The sequence below is a fragment of the Saccharothrix longispora genome (assembly GCF_031455225.1).
Classification (GTDB): domain Bacteria; phylum Actinomycetota; class Actinomycetes; order Mycobacteriales; family Pseudonocardiaceae; genus Actinosynnema; species Actinosynnema longispora.
Genome location: NZ_JAVDSG010000001.1, coordinates 6,039,214 through 6,057,159 on the forward strand (window position 1 = coordinate 6,039,214; position 17,946 = coordinate 6,057,159).

Genomic DNA, 17,946 nt, shown 5'->3' on the forward strand with positions numbered 1-17,946 from the left:
CCGGAAAACCGGTTGCCCCCGTTCCTAGGGTCGGAAGACGTGCTCGCCTACGCGCGTCTCGCGCTGGCCGGTTTCCGCAGGTACTCCACCTATCGACAGGCGATGTTCGCCGGGCTGGCGACGAACGTCGTCTTCGGGCTGCTCAGGATGGCCGTGCTCGTCGCGGCCGTCTCGCAGGGCCCCATCGCCGGGTACGACGTCGCCGCCACCGCCACCTACGTGTGGCTCGGGCAGGGCATCATGGCCTTCGTCGTGCTCTGGGGCGACAAGGCGCTCGCCGAGCGCGTCCGCTCCGGCGACGTGGTCGTCGACCTCTACCGCCCCTGGCACCTCCAGGCGGCGCTGTTCGCCGAGGACGTCGGCCGCGCGGGGTTCGCGCTGCTCGTGCGGTTCGTCCCACCGGTCCTCTTCGGGGCGCTCCTCTTCCCCTTCCACTGGCCGCGGCCGGCGGCGTTCCCGCTGTTCGCGGTCAGCCTGCTGCTCGCGCTCGCGGTGAGCTTCGGGATGCGCTTCCTGCTCAACACCGCCGCGTTCTGGCTGCTGGACAGCCGCGGCCTGCTCGGCCTGTACACGCTGGCCACGTGGCTGCTGTGCGGCCTCTCGGTGCCGCTGGCCTTCTTCCCCGGCTGGGCGCGGACCGCGCTGGCGTTCACCCCGTTCCCGTCGATGCTCCAGTCCCCCGTCGACGTGTTCCTCGAACACGGCGCGGCGTGGACGACCCTCGCCCACCAGGCGGGCTGGGCCGTGCTGGTGCTCGCGGCCGGCCACCTCGCGCTGCGGCGCGCGGTGCGCAAGGTGGTGGTCCAGGGTGGCTGAACGCGTCTACCCGAAGCTCATCGGCGCGCGGCTGCGCGGCCAGACGTCCTACCGGGCGTCGTTCGCGCTCCAGTGCGTGTCGTCCGGGCTGGGTCAGCTGGTCGAGCTGGGCGTCATCCTCATCCTGTTCGGCCGGGTCACCTCGCTCGGCGGGTTCTCCGTCACCGAGGTGGTCCTGATGTACGCGATCGCGGGCGTCGGGTTCGGCCTCGCGGACATGGTCGCGGGCCAGCTGGACGAGCTGCCCGCGCACATCCGCACCGGCACGTTCGACGTGGTGCTGATGCGGCCGCTGGGCACGCTCGCCCAGGTGATGGCCTCCGACGTGCACCTGCGGAAGATCGGCCGGATCGTGGCGAGCCTCGTCGCGCTGGTCTGGGCGCTGGCCCACAACGACATCGCGTGGTCGCCCGCCACCGCCCTGCTGGTGGTGCTGGCGCCGCTGAGCGGCGCGGTGATCTTCTCCTCGATCTGGGTCGTGGCGAACGCGGTGTGCTTCTGGCTGGTCGAGGGGCAGGAGCTGGCCAACGCGGTGACGTACGGCAGCGGCTCGTTCACCTCCTACCCCGCCACGGTCTACGGCCCGTGGCTGCGCCGGTTCTTCGCGTTCGTCGTGCCCGGCTCGTTCGTCGCCTACTACCCCGGCCTGGCGCTGCTCGGCCGCCCGGACCCGCTCGGCGGGCCGGCGCTGCTCGGCTGGGTCTCACCGCTGGTCGCCGTCGCCACCGCCGCCGTCGCGGGCCTGGTGTGGCGGTTCGCCGTCCGGCACTACCGAGGGACTGGATCATGATCGAGGTTCGCGACCTGTGCCGGGACTTCACCGTCACGAGGAAGACCGGCCGGTTCCGGCGCGAGAAGCGCACGGTGCGCGCGGTCGAGGGGGTGAGCTTCGACGTGGCGCCCGGCGAGGCCGTCGGCTACGTCGGCCCGAACGGCGCGGGCAAGTCGACGACGATCAAGGTGCTGACCGGCATCCTGGTGCCCACCTCCGGGCACGTGCGGGTGTCCGGCGTGGACCCGTCGCGGTCACGGCGCGAGCTGGCCCGGCGCATCGGCGTGGTGTTCGGCCAGCGCAGCCAGCTGTGGTGGGACCTGCCGCTGGCGGACAGCTTCGACCTGCTCAGGGCCATCTACCGGGTGCCGCGCGAGGACCACGCGAAGCGCCTGCGGGAGTGCGTGGACCTGCTGGAGCTGGGCTCGTTCCTGGACACGCCGGTGCGCCAGCTGTCCCTGGGGCAGCGGATGCGCGGTGAGGTCACCGCGGCCCTGCTGCACGGCCCCGAGCTGCTGGTCCTGGACGAGCCGACGATCGGGTTGGACCTGGAGTCCAAGGAGCGGCTGCGCGAGTTCCTGGCGGAGCTGAACACCCGGCGCGGCACCACCCTGCTGCTCACCACGCACGACCTGGACGACATCGAGCGGCTGTGCCCCCGGCTGGTGGTGATCGACCGCGGCACGGTGCTCGCCGACGGGCCGCTGGAGGCGCTGCGGGCCGAGGTGGCGCCGGAACGGGTCCTCGTCGTGGACCTGGAGGAGCCCGTGGACGACCTGGCCGGCGTGCCGGGCGTCGCCTCCGCCACCGCCGAGCTGAACGGCCTGCGGCACCGGCTGGTGTTCCGCCGCGCCGACACCACGGCCGCCCGGCTCATCGCGGCGGTCGCGGCGCGGGCGGAGGTGCACGACCTGGTGGTCGAGGAGCCGGAAATCGACGATGTGGTGCGTCGCCTCTACGCGCGTCGGTAGAGTCGGACGAAACGGTCACGGGCGGTCAGCCGGCCGTTCCCCACGGGAATCAGGGAGCACTCCATGCGCGCAGGTCGTCCGGTCGCCACCATCCTGCTGGCCCTGGGGCTCGTCGGCGCCGCGACCGGCTGCGAGGCCGTGCAGGAGGCGCAGAACACCGCCAACCAGGTCGGCCAGGCCGCGGACAAGGCGCAGCTGTGCATCGACGCGCTCCGGCTCGCGGGCTTCACGCCGGACGCGACCGACCCGCAGAAGGCCGTGGAGGAGACCCAGCAGAAGGCCAAGGAGCTGGAGGAGCTGGCCGCGAAGACCGGCGACACCACGCTCAAGGACGCCATCACCGGCGTCTCCACCACGATGAGCCAGGTGACGCTGGAGGACCTGAACCCGTCGGGCATCGCGGAGTGGTCGCAGCAGAAGCTGGACCAGGTGGCCGCGCTGTCGAGCGCCTGCGGCTGACACCGGCGGCCATCCCACGTTCGGCTGAACTTGGCTGGTTGAGCGGATAAGCCACCCTGTCGGTACCTCCGGAACAGTCCTACGCTGTGACGCACCGGAGGTGTTGCAGATGCACGCGACAGTAGGCGACCGGTTGCACGTCCACAGCCGCTCCGTGGGCCTCGACGAGAACATCGGCGAGATCCTGGAGGTGCGCGGCTCGGAAGGTGCGCCCCCGTACCTGGTCCGCTTCCCCGACGGCCACGAAGGGCTGGTCTACCCCGGCCCGACGAGCCTGGTGAAACCCCGGACCCCGGAATCCCCCAGGCTCAAGGACTCGACCCCGGTGCGGTAGCGCGGCGCCGGGTCGGGCATCGGCGGTCCGGACCGGCCGGCGGGCGGCACGGCGGGGGCACGTCACCCTCGACGCGCCTCCCCGTGAGCACGCGCCCGATCGGCGGGCACCGGCCCGCGCGGTCGCCGTCACCGCGGCGTGAGCGGAACGGCAACCCGGCGGGGCGTCAGCCGAGGATCGTGGCGATCAGCTCGTCGGCGAGGGCGGGCGTCGCGGCGGCGATGCCCGACCACCGGCGGGACAGGTCGGGGCCGAACGTGAGCGGCCGGCCGTGCAGGTCGAGCAGCACCCCGCCGGCGGCGGGCAGCGTGACCAGGGCGGCGATGAGGTCCATCAACCGGTGGGTGTCCGAGCCGGGATCGGCGAACGCGTCGACCGAGCCCTCCGCCACCAGCATCGTCTCCAGGCACGAGGTGCACAGGACGCGGATGCGGTCGGCCTGGTTCGCGACCCGCATCCACGCGTCCTCGGTGCCGCGCTTGGGGCGCATGAGGCAGACCGAGGCGCCCTTGAGGGCCGTGCGGCCCGTGGTCCGGAACGCCGCCGGCTCCCCCGCCTTGGCCGACCACGCGCGGCCCGTGTCGAACCAGACCGTCAACGCCTCCACCGGCTCCTCGTCGACCACCAGGGCGCCCGCGAAGCACGACAGCGGCACGCCGAGGGACGCGTTGGCCGACCCGTCGACCGGATCGACCACGAGGGTCGCGGCGGAGCCGTTGTCGAGGAACCCGGCCTCCTCGGACAGCAGGTTCACGCCCGCCGCGGCCGCCGCCTCCGCGATCGCGCCCTCCACGAGGGCGTCCACCCGCATGGTCGGCGTGCCGTCCGCACCGTCGGCGACCTCCTCGCGCAGCTCGGCCCGGGTGAAGTCGCGGCGGGCCCGGCCGTAGGCGTCCGCGGCGGCCCGGACGGTCGCGGCGAGCACGGGGTGGACGGAGTCGGGCAGCTGGGGCGCGGGCACGGGCCACGGGTTCTTCGTCACGCGTCCAGCCTCGCACAGGACGCGGAACGCCCCCTCGTCGAACGATCCGACGAGGGGGCGCTCCGCACGCGTGGGCTCAGATCAGGCCGAGGGCCCGCACCGCGTCGCGCTCCTCGACCAGCTCGGCCACGGAGGCGTCGATGCGGGCGCGGGAGAAGTCGTCGATCTCCAGGCCCTGCACGATCGAGTACTTCCCATCGGCCACCGTCACCGGGAACGACGAGATCAGGCCCTCCGGCACGCCGTAGGAGCCGTCCGACGGCACGGCCATCGACACCCAGTCGCCCTCGGCGGTGCCGTTGACCCAGTCGTGCAAGTGGTCGATGGCCGCGTTGGCCGCCGACGCCGCCGACGACAGGCCGCGCGCCTCGATGATCGCCGCACCGCGCTTGGCGACGGTCGGGATGAACTCGTTCTCCAACCACGCCTGGTCGTTCACGGCCTCGGCCGCGACCTGGCCGTTGACCTCGGCCCGGAACAGGTCGGGGTACTGGGTGGCCGAGTGGTTGCCCCAGATGGTCAGCTTCTTGATGTCGGTGACCGACACGTTCAGCTTCTTCGCCAGCTGCGCCAGCGCCCGGTTGTGGTCCAGGCGGGTCATCGCGGTGAAGCGCTCGGCCGGGACGTCCGGCGCGTGCCGCTGCGCGATCAGGGCGTTGGTGTTGGCCGGGTTGCCGACCACCAGCACGCGCACGTCGTCCGCCGCGCCCGCGTTGATCGCCTCGCCCTGCGGCTTGAAGATGCCGCCGTTGGCCTCCAGCAGGTCGCCGCGCTCCATGCCCTTGGTGCGCGGGCGGGCGCCCACCAGCAGCGCCACGTTCACGCCGTCGAAGGCGGTCTTGGCGTCGTCGGTGATGTCGATGCCGGACAGCAGCGGGAACGCGCAGTCGTCCAGCTCCATCGCGGTGCCCTCGGCGGCCTTCACGGCCTGCGGGATCTCCAGCAGGCGCAGGCGCACCGGGACGTCCGCGCCCAGCAGGTGGCCGGAGGCGATGCGGAACAGCAGTGCGTAGCCGATCTGGCCGGCCGCACCGGTGACGGTGACGTTCACTGGCGTGCGGGTCATGTGCCTTCCCGAATGTTGTGGCTCCACGTCCTCGGGCACGACACCACCAGGCAGGCTGACGACCTGTCAGCGGCGGTCTCTACACCGGGACCGCGTGCCGGACGGGGTTGCCCGGCAGGTCGGAGGTTACCAACTGGTGGACGATGACAAGGTGTGACAGTGGACATCATCGGCGAGGACTACTCGGACGCGAACCTGTACGAGCAGCGGTGGGAGGGCCGGTCGTTCGTGCGCTGCGACTTCACCGACGCCGACATGCGGGGCCTGGTGACGTCGAACTGCACGTTCACCGACTGCGTGTTCGACCGCACCGACCTGGGCGAGTCGTCGCACGCCGCGTCGGCGTTCCGCTCCTGCAAGTTCACCCGCGCGGTGCTCGGCGACGCGGTGTTCCGCTCGTGCACGTGGCTCGGCTCGGTGTTCATGGACTGCGCGATGCGGCCCATCACCGTGGAGGAGACCGATCTCACGCTCGTCGGGCTGTCCGGCGCCGTGCTGCCGAAGGCGTCGCTGCGGGGGCTGCGGCTGCGGGAGGCGAACCTGGAGCAGGCCGACCTGCGCGAGGCGGACCTGCGCGACGCCGACCTCACCGGCGCCCGCCTGCTCGGCTGCCGGTTGGCCGGCGCCGACCTGCGCGGCGCGCGGCTGGACGCGGACGGCCTGGCGCAGGCGTCGCTGCGCGGTGCCCGGGTGGACCTGGGCACCGCGGTGGCGTTCGCCGGGGCGCACGGGCTGCGCGTCGACTGACCGTGACCGCCGCCCGACCCGTGACTAGTGCGTCGGCGCTTCCTGGTTGGCGACCTCGACCAGGACGCCGTCGGCGAGCATCTCGTCGACGGTCTTCGGCATCAGGTACGCCGTGCCGCCGCCGGGCTGCTCGAACCACGGCACGGCGATGCCCGTCAGGGCCTCGACCGGGCGGCGCAGCCGGTACACCTTGTACGGGCGGTTGATCCACGACGGCACCAGCGACCGCTCGGCGAACGGCGTGCCCGCGGCGTAGACCAGGTTGCCCGAGCCGTCGCCGAAGCGGTCGACCTCCAGGCCCGGGGGCAGCTCGATCATCTTCTTGTGGCGGAACAGCGTGAGCGGCGGTTCGCCGTTCATCGGCTTGATCGGCCACGTGCGGACGGGCTTGCCCTCGCCCTGCTGGGCGGGCTGCTGGGGCTGCTGGGGTTCGACCGGCGGGCGCTGCGGCGGCGCGGGACGGCGTGGCGGCTCGCCGGCGAACCCGTTGGCCATCGGCGGGCGGGGCCGCTGCGGGGGCGGGGGCGGCGGGAGCAGCGGCGGCGGGACCGGGCGCGGCGCGCGGCGGTGCCCCAGGACGAGCTTCCCGATCAGGTAGGCGGTGGCGTCCTCGACGCGGTCGAAGCGGACCGGGTTGGTCGGGCCGCGGTCGAACCACGACACCTCCCAGTCCCGGCCGTCGACGCGCAGCAGCCACGTGCGGTCGACGGGTTCGCCGAACCGGTAGGCGGCGGGCGGCACGTCCAGCTCGTCCAGGGCGCGGCGGGTGGCGGCCAGCTCCCGCTCCTCGTCGGGGGTGACCTGGCGCGGTTCCTCCGGCGGCGGGGGCGTGACCTGGACGGGCTGCGGCGCGCTCGGCGTCGGGTCCCGGAACGGCTGCGCGGCCTCGGTGAACCGGGGCGACGCCTGGTCGGCGAACGGCGGCGGCACCTGCTCGGCGAACGGGGCGGGCGCCTCGTCCCGGTCCTCGGTCCGGCGGGGCTCGTCGTGCTCGTCGTGGTCGTGGCGCTCGTCCTGCTCCTCGAAGCGGGACTCGACGCGCTCGTCGCGGTCATCGCGCTCGACGCGGTCGTCGTGCTCGCGGTGGTCGTGCTCGCGGTGGTCGTCGTGCTCGGGGTGCCCGGTGAACGACTGCTCGGCGAACGGCTGCTCGGCGAACGGCTGCTCGGCGAACGGCTGCTGCTCGGCGAACGGCTGCTGCTCGGCGAACGGCTGCTGCTCGGCGAACGGCGGCTCGGCGTGCTGCTCGAAGGCCGCGTCCTCGTGGCGGTCGCGGTCGTCGCGCGGCTCGACGTGCGGGTCCTCGTGCCCGTCGTGCCCGTCGAAGCGGGCGTCCTCCCGCTCGTCGAAGCGGGCGTCGTCGTGCGCGACCGGGGCGTAGAGGTGCTCCTGGCCGACCTCGAACTCGGCGGTCACCTCGTCGGGCGCGTGCCCGGTGCCCGCTTCGGCCGGGCGGTCCGCCTCGTCGACGACGGCCCCCACCTCGGCGGTCTCCTCGGCCGCCACCGGTTCGGGCTCGTCGTCGGAGAACGGGTTCCACGCCTGGGTGTCGCCCGGCCCCGGCTCGGGGCGGTCGTCCCGCGCCTCGTGGTCGTCCCGCGCCTCGTGGTCGTCCCGCTCGCCCCGGTCGTACGCGGGCACCGGCGCGAACAGGTCCATGCCGTCCACGTAGGACTCGCGCCGGTACCGGTCGTCGATGACCGGACCGTCCTCCTCGAACCGCACCCGGTAGGGCGGGCCCTCCTGGGCGTACTCGACGACCTCGGGCTTGAGGTCGGTGAGGTTCGCGGTCTGCTCGACGTCCGGGCGGACCTGCTGCGGGTCGGCGGACGGCGGCTCGGGGAGCGGGGCGACGACCGTCGCGCCCACCTCGACCGGCTCGGGCGGGGCCTCCGGCGGCTCGGCCACCGGCAGCTTGGTGCCCTGCGGCGCGGCGGGCGCGCCCAGGTTCGCGGCGGCGGCGACCCGCGCCTCCTCGGACACCTCGGGCAGCACGAAGTCCTGCTGCGCGGCCCGCTCCACCAGCTCCGGCTCCGGCGGCACGCCGTAGGCGCGCAGGTAGTAGCCGACGGCGGCGGGCCAGATCCACTGGCCGTCGGTCTGGAACGCCACCGGCACGACCTGCGGCGCGTCCGGGTTGAGCACGTCCGCGTCGAACCCGCGCCCGACCACGGCGACCGGTGCGCGGTCGAGGTAGCTCAGCAGCAGGTCGCGGTCGGCCTCGGGGACCGGCGGGCGGTTCACCGAGGGGCGGCCGCCGGGACCCGCGCCGTCGAACACGCGGGCCGTGCGGAACGCGCGCGGCGCGGACCCGGCCTCGCGCCCCGTCGGGGGGACCGGGGCGGGGGCGGGCTGGAGCTTGCGGCGCAGCCAGTCCGGCACGTTGTCGTCCGTGCGCGGGAAGAACCGCATCTCGTCGAGGTACGCCTGCGGCGGCGGGGGCGTCTGCCAGGACGGCTCGGCGCGGTCGAAGTCCAGGTTGTAGCTCGACGGGTGGTCGAGCTGGTAGCGGGCGTTGGACCAGCTGCCCCGGCCCTCCCGGTACATGCCCGCGCGCAGCCGCGAGAACAGCTGCGCCACGTCCGGCGGCGGGGACCACGCGCGCACGGCACCGTCGACCGACCGCACCTCGGCGGCCAGCTCGAAGTACCGACCGGTCGCGCGGTACTCGGCCGTCACGTGGCGCCACTCCTCGGGAGCGGCGCGCATCAGCGTGAGGCCGATCTGCTTGACCAGCGCATCCTGCTCGGTCGGGTTCAGCGGCTTCAGCTCGGACACGTGGACCATCTTCCCCCGCGACTCCCCGTGCCCGCACGGGACCCCGCTGGGCCGATCGGACTAATGACGCCCAGCGATCACCCCTGGACCTTCGGTGGCGGTGGCTGCGTCGTCGCTTCCGGCACCTCCACCAGGCTCCCGTCGGCCAGCAGGTCGCGCACCGACGAGGCCAGGAAGTACCCGGTGCCGCCGCCGACCTGGCCGAACCACGGCACCGCGATGCCGTGCAGCGCGGGCACCGGCTTCTGCACCCGGTACACGTGGTAACGACGGTTCAGCCAATCCGGTGGCAGCGAGCGGTTGCCGAACATCGTCCCGGCCGCGTACACGAGGTTGCCCGTCTCGGCTCCGAACCGATCAAGTTCGGTGCCCGGCGGCAGCACGACGGGTTCGCGGTCGCGGAACAGCGACAGCGGCGGCTCGTCGGGCAGCGGCTGGATGTCCGGCACCGGCTGCACGACCGGCGTGCGCCCCGCACCCCGCGCCTGGTCGAGGTCCGACCGCCACAGCAACTCGGCGAGCAGCACCTTCGCCGCGTCGACGGCGTGCTCGTGGACCCGCGGCCGACCGTGCGGGCCGCGGCTGCCGTCCCAGAACTGCACCTGCCACCCGGACGGGCCGGGTGCGGGTTCGAGGACGAGCGCGTCGAGCCTCGGCTCGACGATGCCGTACTCGGTCTCGGCGACCCCGTAGTGGTCGAGCCGCTCCTTGAGGTGCTCCAGCACGCGCCGCTCGGCGTCCGTGATCACCCGCTCGTGGTACTCGGGCAGGGGCGCGCCGTCGGCCCGCCCGGTGGCGACCGCGGCCGCCGCGTCCTCCTGCTCCGGGGTCACGGCCGGCACGGCGTAGCCGTTGTCCCGGATGTGCTGGACGAGCTGCGGCACCGGCGGCACGTGGTGCGCGCGCAGGTAGTGGGCCACGCCGCCCGGCCACACCCACGTGCCGTCGGTGTGGAAGGACAGGGGCACGGACGGCTCCGCGCCCGGGTCGAGCGCGTCCTGACCGTAGGAGCGGGCGGCCAGCACGACCGGCGCGCCCTCCAGGTAGGCGAGCACCGCGTCCCGCTCCTGCGGGTGCACGGCGGGCCGGTGGTGCACGGGGGTGCCGTCGGCGGCGAGGCCGTCGAACACGGGGGCCTCGTGGACGGCGTGACCGGGCCCCGGCTCCGGGGTCGCGGCGGTGAGGCCCGCGCGCTCCCGCAGCCACGCCGGGACCGCGTCGTCGTCGCGCGGGTACAGCTCCAGCTCCTCGACGTGGTGCCGGGGCTCGGGCGCCTGCTTCCAGGCCGGCTCGTCCTCCCGGTCGAACGTCGCCGAGTACGTGTCCGGGTGCACCAGGTGGAACTTCATCGAGAACCACGTGCCCCGACCCGGCACGGCCATGCCGTGCCGCAACTGCACGAAGAACGGCAGCGCCTCCGGCGGCAGCTCCCACTCGAACGCCGAGCCGTACATGGTCAGCCCGGACACCTCGGCCTCCAGGTGGGAGCCGATCATCCGGAGGTCGACCCAGAGCTGCTCCCAGTCACCCGGCAGGCGCTGCACCAGCAGCGTGGTGACCGAACCCAGGATGGCGTTCTGGTCCTCGACGTCCAACTGCGGGGCGGTCATGCGTTCTGCTCCTCGGTGCTCGCGCCGGCCTCGACGAGCCTGGCGCGCAGCCAGTCCGGGACGTAGGCGTCATCGCGGGGGAAGACGTGGAGGTCACGGGCGAAGTCGGCGGCCGGCACCGGCGGGTCGAACAGCGGGTCGTGGTCGAAGTTGTACGTGATGTCGATGCGGACCGGCGCGTTCACCACGCAGCGCGCCGAGAACCAGGTGCCCCGGCCCTGCCGGTACATCACCTGCCTCATCTCCTGGAACGCGGCGTTCAGGCCGTCCGGCGGGACCACGTCGGGCGTGCTCCCGTCCGGCAGGTAGACCTTGAGCGCCACGTCCTGCACGGCGACCGTCATGCGCACCAGCACGTCGATCCGGCGGAAGCCCTCCGGAGCCGCGTCCAGCAGCATGCCGCCGATGTGCTGGAGCAGCTCGTCGTGGCGCTGCTCAGAAGTCGGCCGGCCAGAGGGCTGCGTTGTGCTCATTCGGGTAGCTCCTGACGTAGATCTCGGTCGTGCCGTCGTCGAGCGTCACGCGCCAGCGGGTCTGGTACGTGTGCGGGTGGCGCTGCAGCGGGTCGCGCAGGGCGAACGTGTCGATGATCTCGACCGTACCGCCGGCCCTCATGAACGCCGCGCGGTCCCGCTCCATCCGGTGCCAGGTCTCCTCGGTGACGAACGCCGGCCGCTCGTTGCCCTGGTTCTGGTCCCGCTGCTGGCTCGACTGGTTCGCCGCCTCGCCGGGGCCGCCGGTCTCGTTGCCCTGGTGGTGGCCGCCGTCGGACAGCTTTCGCCCGTTCGAGTCGACCTCGCCGTGCGTGCCGACGTCGAGCTGGGCCGCACCGTCCCGGCGGATCGCGCCGCCCGAGGACAGGTCGGGCCGACCGGTGGTGGCCACCGTCTCGCCGTCGCCGTTCGTGCGACCGCGCCACGAGTCGCCGTCCGCGACCAGCACCGCGTTCGGCAGCGGGTTGTTCAGGTCCGCGCTGAACGGCCGGAACGTGTGGATGTGCGACGTGGCGCCGTCGTCACCCGTCTGGAACGTGCCGTAGCCCTGCCCCCTGTTGTCGTCCAGCACGAACCGGGTGCCCGGCGGCAGGTCGGCCCGGGACGAGAACGGGTTCCTGTTGTCGTACGGCTGGAGCACGGCGTCGCGCTGCTCCGGCGTCCACCCGCTGGTGTCGCCGCCGACCACCCGGACCGAGTACTCCCACTTGCCGTCGACCTTGACGCGCTCCACCGCGAGGTGCACCTCGCCGTTGGCGGGCGTCGGCCACGTCCCCGTCGGCTGCTCCGCCCGGCCGAGGCCGTAGAAGCCGTCCGACGTGACCTGGGCGGACGCCGGGGCCTGCGCGATCTCGTTGTTGACCCGGCTGCGCTGGCCCGAGTGCGTGTCCTCGAACACCACGTGCCCGGACTCGTCGGTGAGGAACCGGCCGCGGTGCTGGCCGTGCTCGTCGCTGACGACGTACTCGGTGTTCGCGTCGTGCACCTGGCCCGGACTGCTGAACGGCTCGCCCTGCCCCAGGCCGGTGACCGGCACCTGCCGGGTGGTCGTCGGCTCCGTGCGCGCGACGGCGTCCTGCGGGTGGCCGTTCGCGTCGGTCCGGTACTCCTGGTGCAGCGGGCCGCGGTCGATGTTGTAGTTCGTGCCCTGCGAGGAGTGCACGACCTCGGGGTTGCGCGTGTCGTCCGCCAGGAAGTCCGGCGCCGACACCCACCTCGGCCGGCCGTCGGCGTCGGTCTGCACCGTGCCGCGGTACGTGCCGCCGGTGTCGTGCACCTCCATGCGGGTGTCCGCCGGCAGGTCCGTGCGGGCGGTGAACGCCTCGCCCGGCCTCGGCGCCAGCGGGTGGTCCGCGCCGATGACCTGGCGGCCGTTGGCGGGCTCCGGGATCGGCTCGATCGACGCGGTCCGCTCGACCGGCACGGTCCGGTCGCCGACCCGGATGGTGTCCTGCGTGACGGCGCGCGTGCCGTCGGCGTTGGCCACGAACACGTCGTGCCGGTGTCCGACCTCCACCCGGTAGTGGGCGTTCGGGATCGGGTTGCGCACCTCGGGGTTGTCACCGTGCCGGGTGTTCGGCGCGACGGCGTCCACGTGGGCGTTGCCGTCGGCGTCGACGTGCACGACCGTGCGGACGGTGCCGTCCTCGCCCTCGATCGAGACGCGGGTGTCGCGCGGCAGGTCCTGGCCCTGGAAGAACGACTGGTCGTCGCCCAGCCGGACGGTCTGCTCGTGCCGGGTCTCCGGGGCCGACCACGGCTCCTGGACCTGCGGCTCGATGTCCTGCCGGCCGCGGTGGGCCTGGTCGTCGTTCGCCAGGTCGCCGGTCGGCTGGTGACCTGGCGGCATGCCGCGCTCGCCGACCGGGCCGTGCGTGCCGTCCGGGTCGAACGCGTGCCAGCCGCCGTCCGGCGGGATCCTCGGCCCGGTGCCGGACTCGTTCGGCGAGCTGGAGTAGACGTTGCCGTGCTGGTCGGACCAGGCGAGGCTGTCCGGCGCGACCACCCGCTGACCGGTCTCCCGCGCGACGTGCGCGGCCAGGCTGTCGGCGCCGCCGACGCCCGCGTCGCAGCCGACGAGCACGATCGGCCGACCGGCGAGGGCCGGGTGGTTGCCGACCAGCTCGACCAGCTCGGCGCGCGTGTAGTGCGTGTCACCGATGCGGACGCCGTCGCCGTCGGTGTGGACGTCGAGGACGACGTGGTCGCCGTTGGCCGGGATGCGGCTCGACAGGTCCCGGAGCCGGTCCTCGGTGTGCAGGGCGACGCCCGCGTCGGTGACCTGGCTGTTGCGGATCGCCTGGTCGACGCGCTGGGAGACCTCGCCCAGCGGGATCGGTCCGTTGTGCGCGACCGGCCCGAGGTCCGGGTTCGGCGCGAGGTCGGCGGCCTGGTTCGCGGGTGCGTAGTCGTCGAACGCGCCGTTGCGCGCCTCGTCGACGGTGACCGTGTCGGGCCTGGAGACGTTGCCGTTCTCGTCGAACGTGCCGAAGTCCGGCGGCAGCACCCGGCCGTCGGCGGGCGGCACGTCCACCTCGTGCAGCACGCCGAGGTCGATCAGGCGCTGCACGCTCATCCGACCGGTGGCCGGGTCGGCGAGGTCCGCGTTCAGGACGGGCTGGAGCTGCCGCGCGCCACCCGCCTGGTCGAACGCCGGCGCGACCGGTGCCAGCTCGACGGTGAGCGGCGCGTCGAGGACGTAGACGTGGTAGCCCTTGCCGAGGCTGTCCGGCATGATCGCGCGCTCGCCGAACCCGTACGCCTGCCCGTCCGGGCTCAACGGCGACAGGAAGTCGCCGCCGGGGCTGCCGAACCGGTCGAGGACGGTGCCGGCGGGCAGTTCGACGACCACCCGGGGGCCGCCCGCGCCCTGGTTGGGCGGCCAGGCGATGCCGCCGTCGGGGGTGGAGTGGGCGGCGCGGAACGGCTCGTAGCTGCCGTGGGGGCCGTAGGGCTGGTAGCCGGGTTCCACGATCGCGGCGGCGCGCTGGTCGTACGTGCCGACCGACTGGTCCGTGGGGCCGGTGGCCTCGTGCACCGAGTGGTAGGGGCCGTCGTGCGAGAAGCCCTCCACGACGCCGGCCGGCTGGTTCCAGACGTTCTTGTGGGGGAACGGGTCGGTCGTGGCGGCGGTGCCGGGGTCGGTACCCGGGTCCGTACCGGTGCTGGTGTCGGTGTCGGCGGGCCACTCGTGCGCGGCGGCGGGCGAGTGCTCGTCACCGGGCACGCCGGTCGTGTCGCCCGTCGTGTCACCGGTGCTGTCCGTGCCCGGCGAGGGGTTGTCACCCGACGCGGGACCGCCGTCGGCCGGGTCCGGAGCCGGAGTTCCGACTGGCTGATCGGCACCCCGCGGAATCGGCGCGGTATCGGGCCGGGTGGTATCGGGCCGCCCTGCGTCGGGCCGCCCTGCGTCGGTTCCCCGGGCAGCCGGAGCGAGGTCGGGTCGAGCGGGGAGAGCCGAGTCCGCGCCGCGTGAGGCGGGGGCCGGTCCGTCGGTCCGGGGAACAGCGGGAGCGGCCCCGTCCGCCCGAGGGGCGACCGGACCACCGGGCTGCTGACCGGCCGGCCCGAAACCACCGGGCGGAGGCTGGTGACCACCGGGCTGGGGCCCGAACGAACCGGGCTGGGGCCCGAACCCGCCCGGCGGGTTCATCGGGGGCTGCTGCGCGGGCGTACTCCCGCGCTGCTCGGGCAGCGCCACCGGCCCGGCGTTCTGGACGGGCTGGACCGGCATGCCGGTCACCGAACTCGCGCTGACCGCATCGGTCCCGCGAACGTCCTGACCACCGGTTCCGCCGTCGGTGAAGAACTCGCCACCGGAGTGCGCGGAAGGTCCGCGCCCACCGCCACCACCGCCGCCCCCACCGGGAGCCCCGGCGGGAGGCGGCGCGAACCCACCGGCGCCACCCGCCATGGGAGCGGGCCCACCAGCGGGAACACCACCACCGGGCGCACCTCCCACAGGTGCGGGACCACCCGCCGGAGGCAACCCGCTCCCCGTGGGAGCCGCTCCTCCACCGGGCGCGACAGGCGCGGCAGGAGCACCGGGCACCGGCCCACCGGTAGCCACCGGCCCACCGGCAGGCATCCCACCGGCAGGCATCCCACCAGCAGGCATCCCACCAGCAGGCATCCCACCGGCGGGCACTCCACCAGCGGGCATCCCGCCGGGTACAGCGCCACCGGGCACAGGACCACCAGGCATGCCACCACCCGGCAGCGGCCCACCTGGCGCGGCAGGCCCACCGGGAGTCACCCCGCCGGGCACGGCACCACCAGCGGGCCCGCCACCGGCAAGCCCAGCAGGGGTCGCTCCCCCGGCAGCAGGACCGCCGGGTGTGCTCCCCCCGGCCGGAGTCCCACCCGGCACAGCACCACCGGGACTCGTCCCGCCGAAGGAACCACCGGGCGAGCCACCACCCGGCATGGCCCCGCCGGGCATACCTCCGCCGGGCATACCTCCACCGGGCCGAAGCCCGGGCGAACCACCCTGAGTCGATCCCCCGGCGGCAGGCCCACCGCCGGCAGGCCCACCGGCGGTCGACCCACCGGGGGCGGCACCACCGACCGGCGCGCCCCCCGAAGACCCGGGCGTGAAAGCCGACCCACCGGTCACCGACGCACCACCGGGCATCCGCGCGGCCGATCCGCCGGGCGACGACCCGGCGCCACCCGGCGCCGCACCACCACCGGCCACCGGACCGCCGGGCGTCGAACCACCGGGCGAAGACCCACCGGGCGAAGACCCACCGGACACCGGCCCGCCGACCGGCGCGGCCACCGACGGTGCCGCACCGGACGTGCCCAACCTGCTCCCGATCGACGACCCGCTCCCACCGGCACCGGGCGCGGTGGGCAACGACGCCCGCCCGGCACCCTGACCGGCGGGCGCACCACCGAGCGACGACGGCGCGCCACCACTCGGCGACGCCCCACCGTGCGACGAGTCGCCCACCGACGGCGGCGCGGCCACCGACGGCCCCGGCGCGGGCGGCGCGGCCACGGACGACGTGGACGTCGCGCCCCCCGGCATCCGGTTCAGCCCGTCAGGGCTCACCGACGGCCCACCCTGCGCACCACCCGTCCCGCCGGACGGCCCACCCGCGGGCGCGCCGCCACCGGCGGGCGGTCCGCCCACGGTCGGCGGCGGCGGGACGGGACCACCGGCCGGCGGTCCACCGTCGGGTCCACCGGGCGTGACGCGCGGCGCCTCGACGGTGATGCCGTCCTTCGCCCCGCCGATCCCACCGGACACGGCGCCCGCCGACGCACCCATGAGCACGTCGCGCGCCGAGATGTCCTGCCCCAGCGCGGCCGCCGTGCCGACGGTCGACACGGCGCCCTCCACCGCACCGCGCGTGGCGCCGACGGCCACCTGCCCGGCCAGCCCGCCACCCTCGAACTTGAGACCACCCGACACGCCGCCGACCAGGCCGGACACCGCACCGGACACGGCGGCCTCGGTGGTCTTGCCCCAGTCCCACGACTCCCGGTCGCCGCGCGCCACCTGCACGGCCTGGATGGCCGCGTCGATGCCGACCGAGATCGCGACCTCCCTGAGGATCGCGATGATCAGCTGTCGGAACGTGAACTGCACGATCAGCCGCGTCGCCTGCTGCGCGATCGGGATGCCCGCGGTGGACGCGCCGAACGTGCCGAACGCCGCGGCGATCAGCGCGGCGATCTCGATCGCCAGCGCGATCAGCGACGCGATGATCGACAGCTTGGTGTACTCCACCTCCAACGCGGTGTTGTCGCAGCTCTCGGCCAGCTGCTCGCAGATCTTCTGGAGTTTCGGCAGGTACGAGTCGTCGCCCTCGGAGAACTTCTTCCAGTACTCCTCGAACGCCTTGACCGCGTCACCGGTCTGGCTGGCGTACACGCTGGACGCGGCGCCGTTGCCCTCGTCGATGACGGACTTCACACCCTGCGCGGCGGTGCGGTAGGCGTCGGCCATGCGCCGCAGCGCCGTCTCGTCACCTTCCGGCCAGCTCTGCCCGACCACGATCGGGAAGAGCCAGGTGACCTCGCTCGGGATCTCGATGCCCACCGCAGTGCCCCTCAGTAAGTCCGGGAGATCCCGGTCGCGTTGCCCTGGTCCGAACCCTCGTACGCGTCGGCGGTCTGCTCCACGCCGGTGCGGATGTCGTCGAGGGCCTGCGCGAGGCTCCCGAACGCCTCCAGCGTCGCCTGCGAGTTGGGCACGTACTCCTTCGCGAAGGCCTGCCCGGACTCGTCACCGCCCCAGCACTGCCCCTCGGCCTGCAAGGCGGAGTTCAAGGCCTGCAGCACGCCGTCGAGCGAATCCCCCGCCGCACCGAACTGCGCCGCACCGCGGCGCAGGCCGGACACACTGACGTCGAAGCCGGTCACCAGCCACTCCTGTCCATGAAGCTGCCGCCCTCGTCGTCGTCCCGGGGCGTGGGGCGCCTGGGCGGCGTCGACGCCTGCGGCACGACGGGCGGCTTCGGGATGAGGTCGGACAGCGACGGCACGCCGGGCAGCATCTCCGACAGGTCGACGCTCGCGCCCTGCTGCGCGGGGGCGAGCACCTCGTTCAGCTCGGTCCGCGCCTTGGCTACGGCCTGCTGCACGGTCTCGGTGGTCAGGCGTGCCAGCTTGTCCGGGGTGGTGCGCTCGAAGGCGCTCGCGGAGAACTCCAGGGACGTCAACGCGCCCGCGGAGTCGACGGTGGCGCGCACCGAGCCGTCCTTCGAGACCGCGCTGGCCGTGATCGCCATGGCCTTGGCCTGGGTCTCGCGCAGCTCGGCCGTCTTCTTGTTCAGTTCGGCCAGGAGGGAGTCGACCTGCTCGCGCATGGCCGCGTTCCGCGCCTCCAGCTCGGCCCGTCGTCCGGTCGGATCGGTCACAGCTGTCCCCTCGTGAGCGGCGTGCAGAGGTGCTGACGCTAACCGAGG

Annotated in this window: 15 protein-coding genes and 1 pseudogene; 7 read left to right on the forward strand and 9 right to left on the reverse strand. The window is 74.0% G+C overall.

Going from position 1 to position 17,946, the window contains the following annotated elements; translation table 11 throughout:
- The first annotated feature begins 39 nt into the window (after window positions 1-39).
- From J2S66_RS25400 to J2S66_RS25420, 5 genes are all read left to right on the forward strand, one after another.
- Window positions 40-816: an ABC transporter permease gene (locus tag J2S66_RS25400; RefSeq protein ID WP_310309820.1), complete on the forward strand. Its 777-nt coding sequence runs from the start codon at window positions 40-42 to the stop codon at window positions 814-816.
- Window positions 809-1,606: an ABC transporter permease gene (locus tag J2S66_RS25405; protein WP_310309821.1), complete on the forward strand. Its 798-nt coding sequence runs from the start codon at window positions 809-811 to the stop codon at window positions 1,604-1,606. The genes J2S66_RS25400 and J2S66_RS25405 overlap by 8 nt, the downstream gene beginning before the upstream one ends.
- Entirely contained in the window at window positions 1,603-2,559 is a 957-nt protein-coding gene (locus J2S66_RS25410; protein WP_310309823.1) for an ABC transporter ATP-binding protein, read from the forward strand. Before J2S66_RS25405 ends, J2S66_RS25410 begins: the two co-directional genes overlap by 4 nt.
- A gap of 63 nt (window positions 2,560-2,622) precedes the next feature.
- A complete protein-coding gene (locus J2S66_RS25415; protein ID WP_310309826.1) occupies window positions 2,623-3,018 on the forward strand; it encodes a bacteriophage spanin2 family protein in 396 nt (131 codons plus the stop codon).
- A gap of 109 nt (window positions 3,019-3,127) precedes the next feature.
- On the forward strand, window positions 3,128-3,352 hold the full coding sequence (locus J2S66_RS25420) for a DUF1918 domain-containing protein (RefSeq protein WP_310309827.1): 225 nt from the start codon (window positions 3,128-3,130) through the stop codon (window positions 3,350-3,352).
- Between the two features lie 166 nt (window positions 3,353-3,518).
- Here J2S66_RS25420 and J2S66_RS25425 read toward each other — a convergent pair whose 3' ends face one another.
- Both J2S66_RS25425 and J2S66_RS25430 read right to left on the reverse strand, forming a co-directional pair.
- Entirely contained in the window at window positions 3,519-4,334 is an 816-nt protein-coding gene (locus tag J2S66_RS25425; RefSeq protein ID WP_310309829.1) for an inositol monophosphatase family protein, read from the reverse strand.
- A gap of 76 nt (window positions 4,335-4,410) precedes the next feature.
- Window positions 4,411-5,400: a malate dehydrogenase gene (locus J2S66_RS25430; protein ID WP_310309831.1), complete on the reverse strand. Its 990-nt coding sequence runs from the start codon at window positions 5,398-5,400 to the stop codon at window positions 4,411-4,413.
- A gap of 159 nt (window positions 5,401-5,559) precedes the next feature.
- Here J2S66_RS25430 and J2S66_RS25435 point away from each other — a divergent pair, with 159 nt between their 5' ends.
- Window positions 5,560-6,147 carry a pentapeptide repeat-containing protein gene (locus J2S66_RS25435; RefSeq protein WP_310309832.1) on the forward strand — a complete coding sequence of 196 codons (588 nt, stop codon included), beginning with the start codon at window positions 5,560-5,562 and terminating at the stop codon, window positions 6,145-6,147.
- Between the two features lie 24 nt (window positions 6,148-6,171).
- On the opposite strand, the gene J2S66_RS25440 is transcribed toward J2S66_RS25435, so the two are convergent.
- The 4 genes from J2S66_RS25440 to J2S66_RS25455 form a co-directional block, all read right to left on the reverse strand.
- On the reverse strand, window positions 6,172-8,925 hold the full coding sequence (locus tag J2S66_RS25440) for a glycohydrolase toxin TNT-related protein (RefSeq protein WP_310309833.1): 2,754 nt from the start codon (window positions 8,923-8,925) through the stop codon (window positions 6,172-6,174).
- A gap of 77 nt (window positions 8,926-9,002) precedes the next feature.
- A complete protein-coding gene (locus J2S66_RS25445; protein ID WP_310309834.1) occupies window positions 9,003-10,535 on the reverse strand; it encodes a TNT domain-containing protein in 1,533 nt (510 codons plus the stop codon).
- Window positions 10,532-11,008 (reverse strand): hypothetical protein, encoded by a 477-nt coding sequence (locus tag J2S66_RS25450; RefSeq protein ID WP_310309835.1) that lies wholly within the window; start codon window positions 11,006-11,008, stop codon window positions 10,532-10,534. Before J2S66_RS25450 ends, J2S66_RS25445 begins: the two co-directional genes overlap by 4 nt.
- Window positions 10,971-14,255: a TNT domain-containing protein gene (locus J2S66_RS25455; RefSeq protein ID WP_310309837.1), complete on the reverse strand. Its 3,285-nt coding sequence runs from the start codon at window positions 14,253-14,255 to the stop codon at window positions 10,971-10,973. The genes J2S66_RS25450 and J2S66_RS25455 overlap by 38 nt, the downstream gene beginning before the upstream one ends.
- 1,366 nt (window positions 14,256-15,621) lie before the next feature.
- Here J2S66_RS25455 and J2S66_RS25460 point away from each other — a divergent pair.
- Window positions 15,622-15,909 (forward strand): hypothetical protein, encoded by a 288-nt coding sequence (locus tag J2S66_RS25460; RefSeq protein WP_310309839.1) that lies wholly within the window; start codon window positions 15,622-15,624, stop codon window positions 15,907-15,909.
- A 779-nt stretch (window positions 15,910-16,688) separates the two neighbouring features.
- Here the strand turns inward: J2S66_RS25460 and J2S66_RS37260 are convergent.
- From J2S66_RS37260 to J2S66_RS25475, 3 genes and pseudogenes are all read right to left on the reverse strand, one after another.
- Window positions 16,689-17,078: pseudogene (locus J2S66_RS37260) on the reverse strand (WXG100-like domain-containing protein); the annotation flags it as partial.
- 11 nt (window positions 17,079-17,089) lie between these two features.
- Entirely contained in the window at window positions 17,090-17,401 is a 312-nt protein-coding gene (locus J2S66_RS25470) for a WXG100 family type VII secretion target (protein ID WP_306743537.1), read from the reverse strand.
- The gene (locus J2S66_RS25475) at window positions 17,398-17,898 is read right to left on the reverse strand and encodes a YbaB/EbfC family nucleoid-associated protein (RefSeq protein ID WP_310309842.1); all 501 of its coding nucleotides are present in this window, start codon (window positions 17,896-17,898) and stop codon (window positions 17,398-17,400) included. Before J2S66_RS25475 ends, J2S66_RS25470 begins: the two co-directional genes overlap by 4 nt.
- Between the last annotated feature and the right edge of the window lie 48 nt (window positions 17,899-17,946).

Coding starts and splice junctions, on each gene's coding strand:
- J2S66_RS25410 (WP_310309823.1), top strand. CDS start 1,603: ATGATCGAGGTTCGCGACCTGTGCCGGGACTTCACCGTCACGAGGAAG.
- J2S66_RS25415 (WP_310309826.1), top strand. CDS start 2,623: ATGCGCGCAGGTCGTCCGGTCGCCACCATCCTGCTGGCCCTGGGGCTC.
- J2S66_RS25420 (WP_310309827.1), top strand. CDS start 3,128: ATGCACGCGACAGTAGGCGACCGGTTGCACGTCCACAGCCGCTCCGTG.
- J2S66_RS25430 (WP_310309831.1), bottom strand. CDS start 5,400: ATGACCCGCACGCCAGTGAACGTCACCGTCACCGGTGCGGCCGGCCAG.
- J2S66_RS25445 (WP_310309834.1), bottom strand. CDS start 10,535: ATGACCGCCCCGCAGTTGGACGTCGAGGACCAGAACGCCATCCTGGGT.
- J2S66_RS25450 (WP_310309835.1), bottom strand. CDS start 11,008: ATGAGCACAACGCAGCCCTCTGGCCGGCCGACTTCTGAGCAGCGCCAC.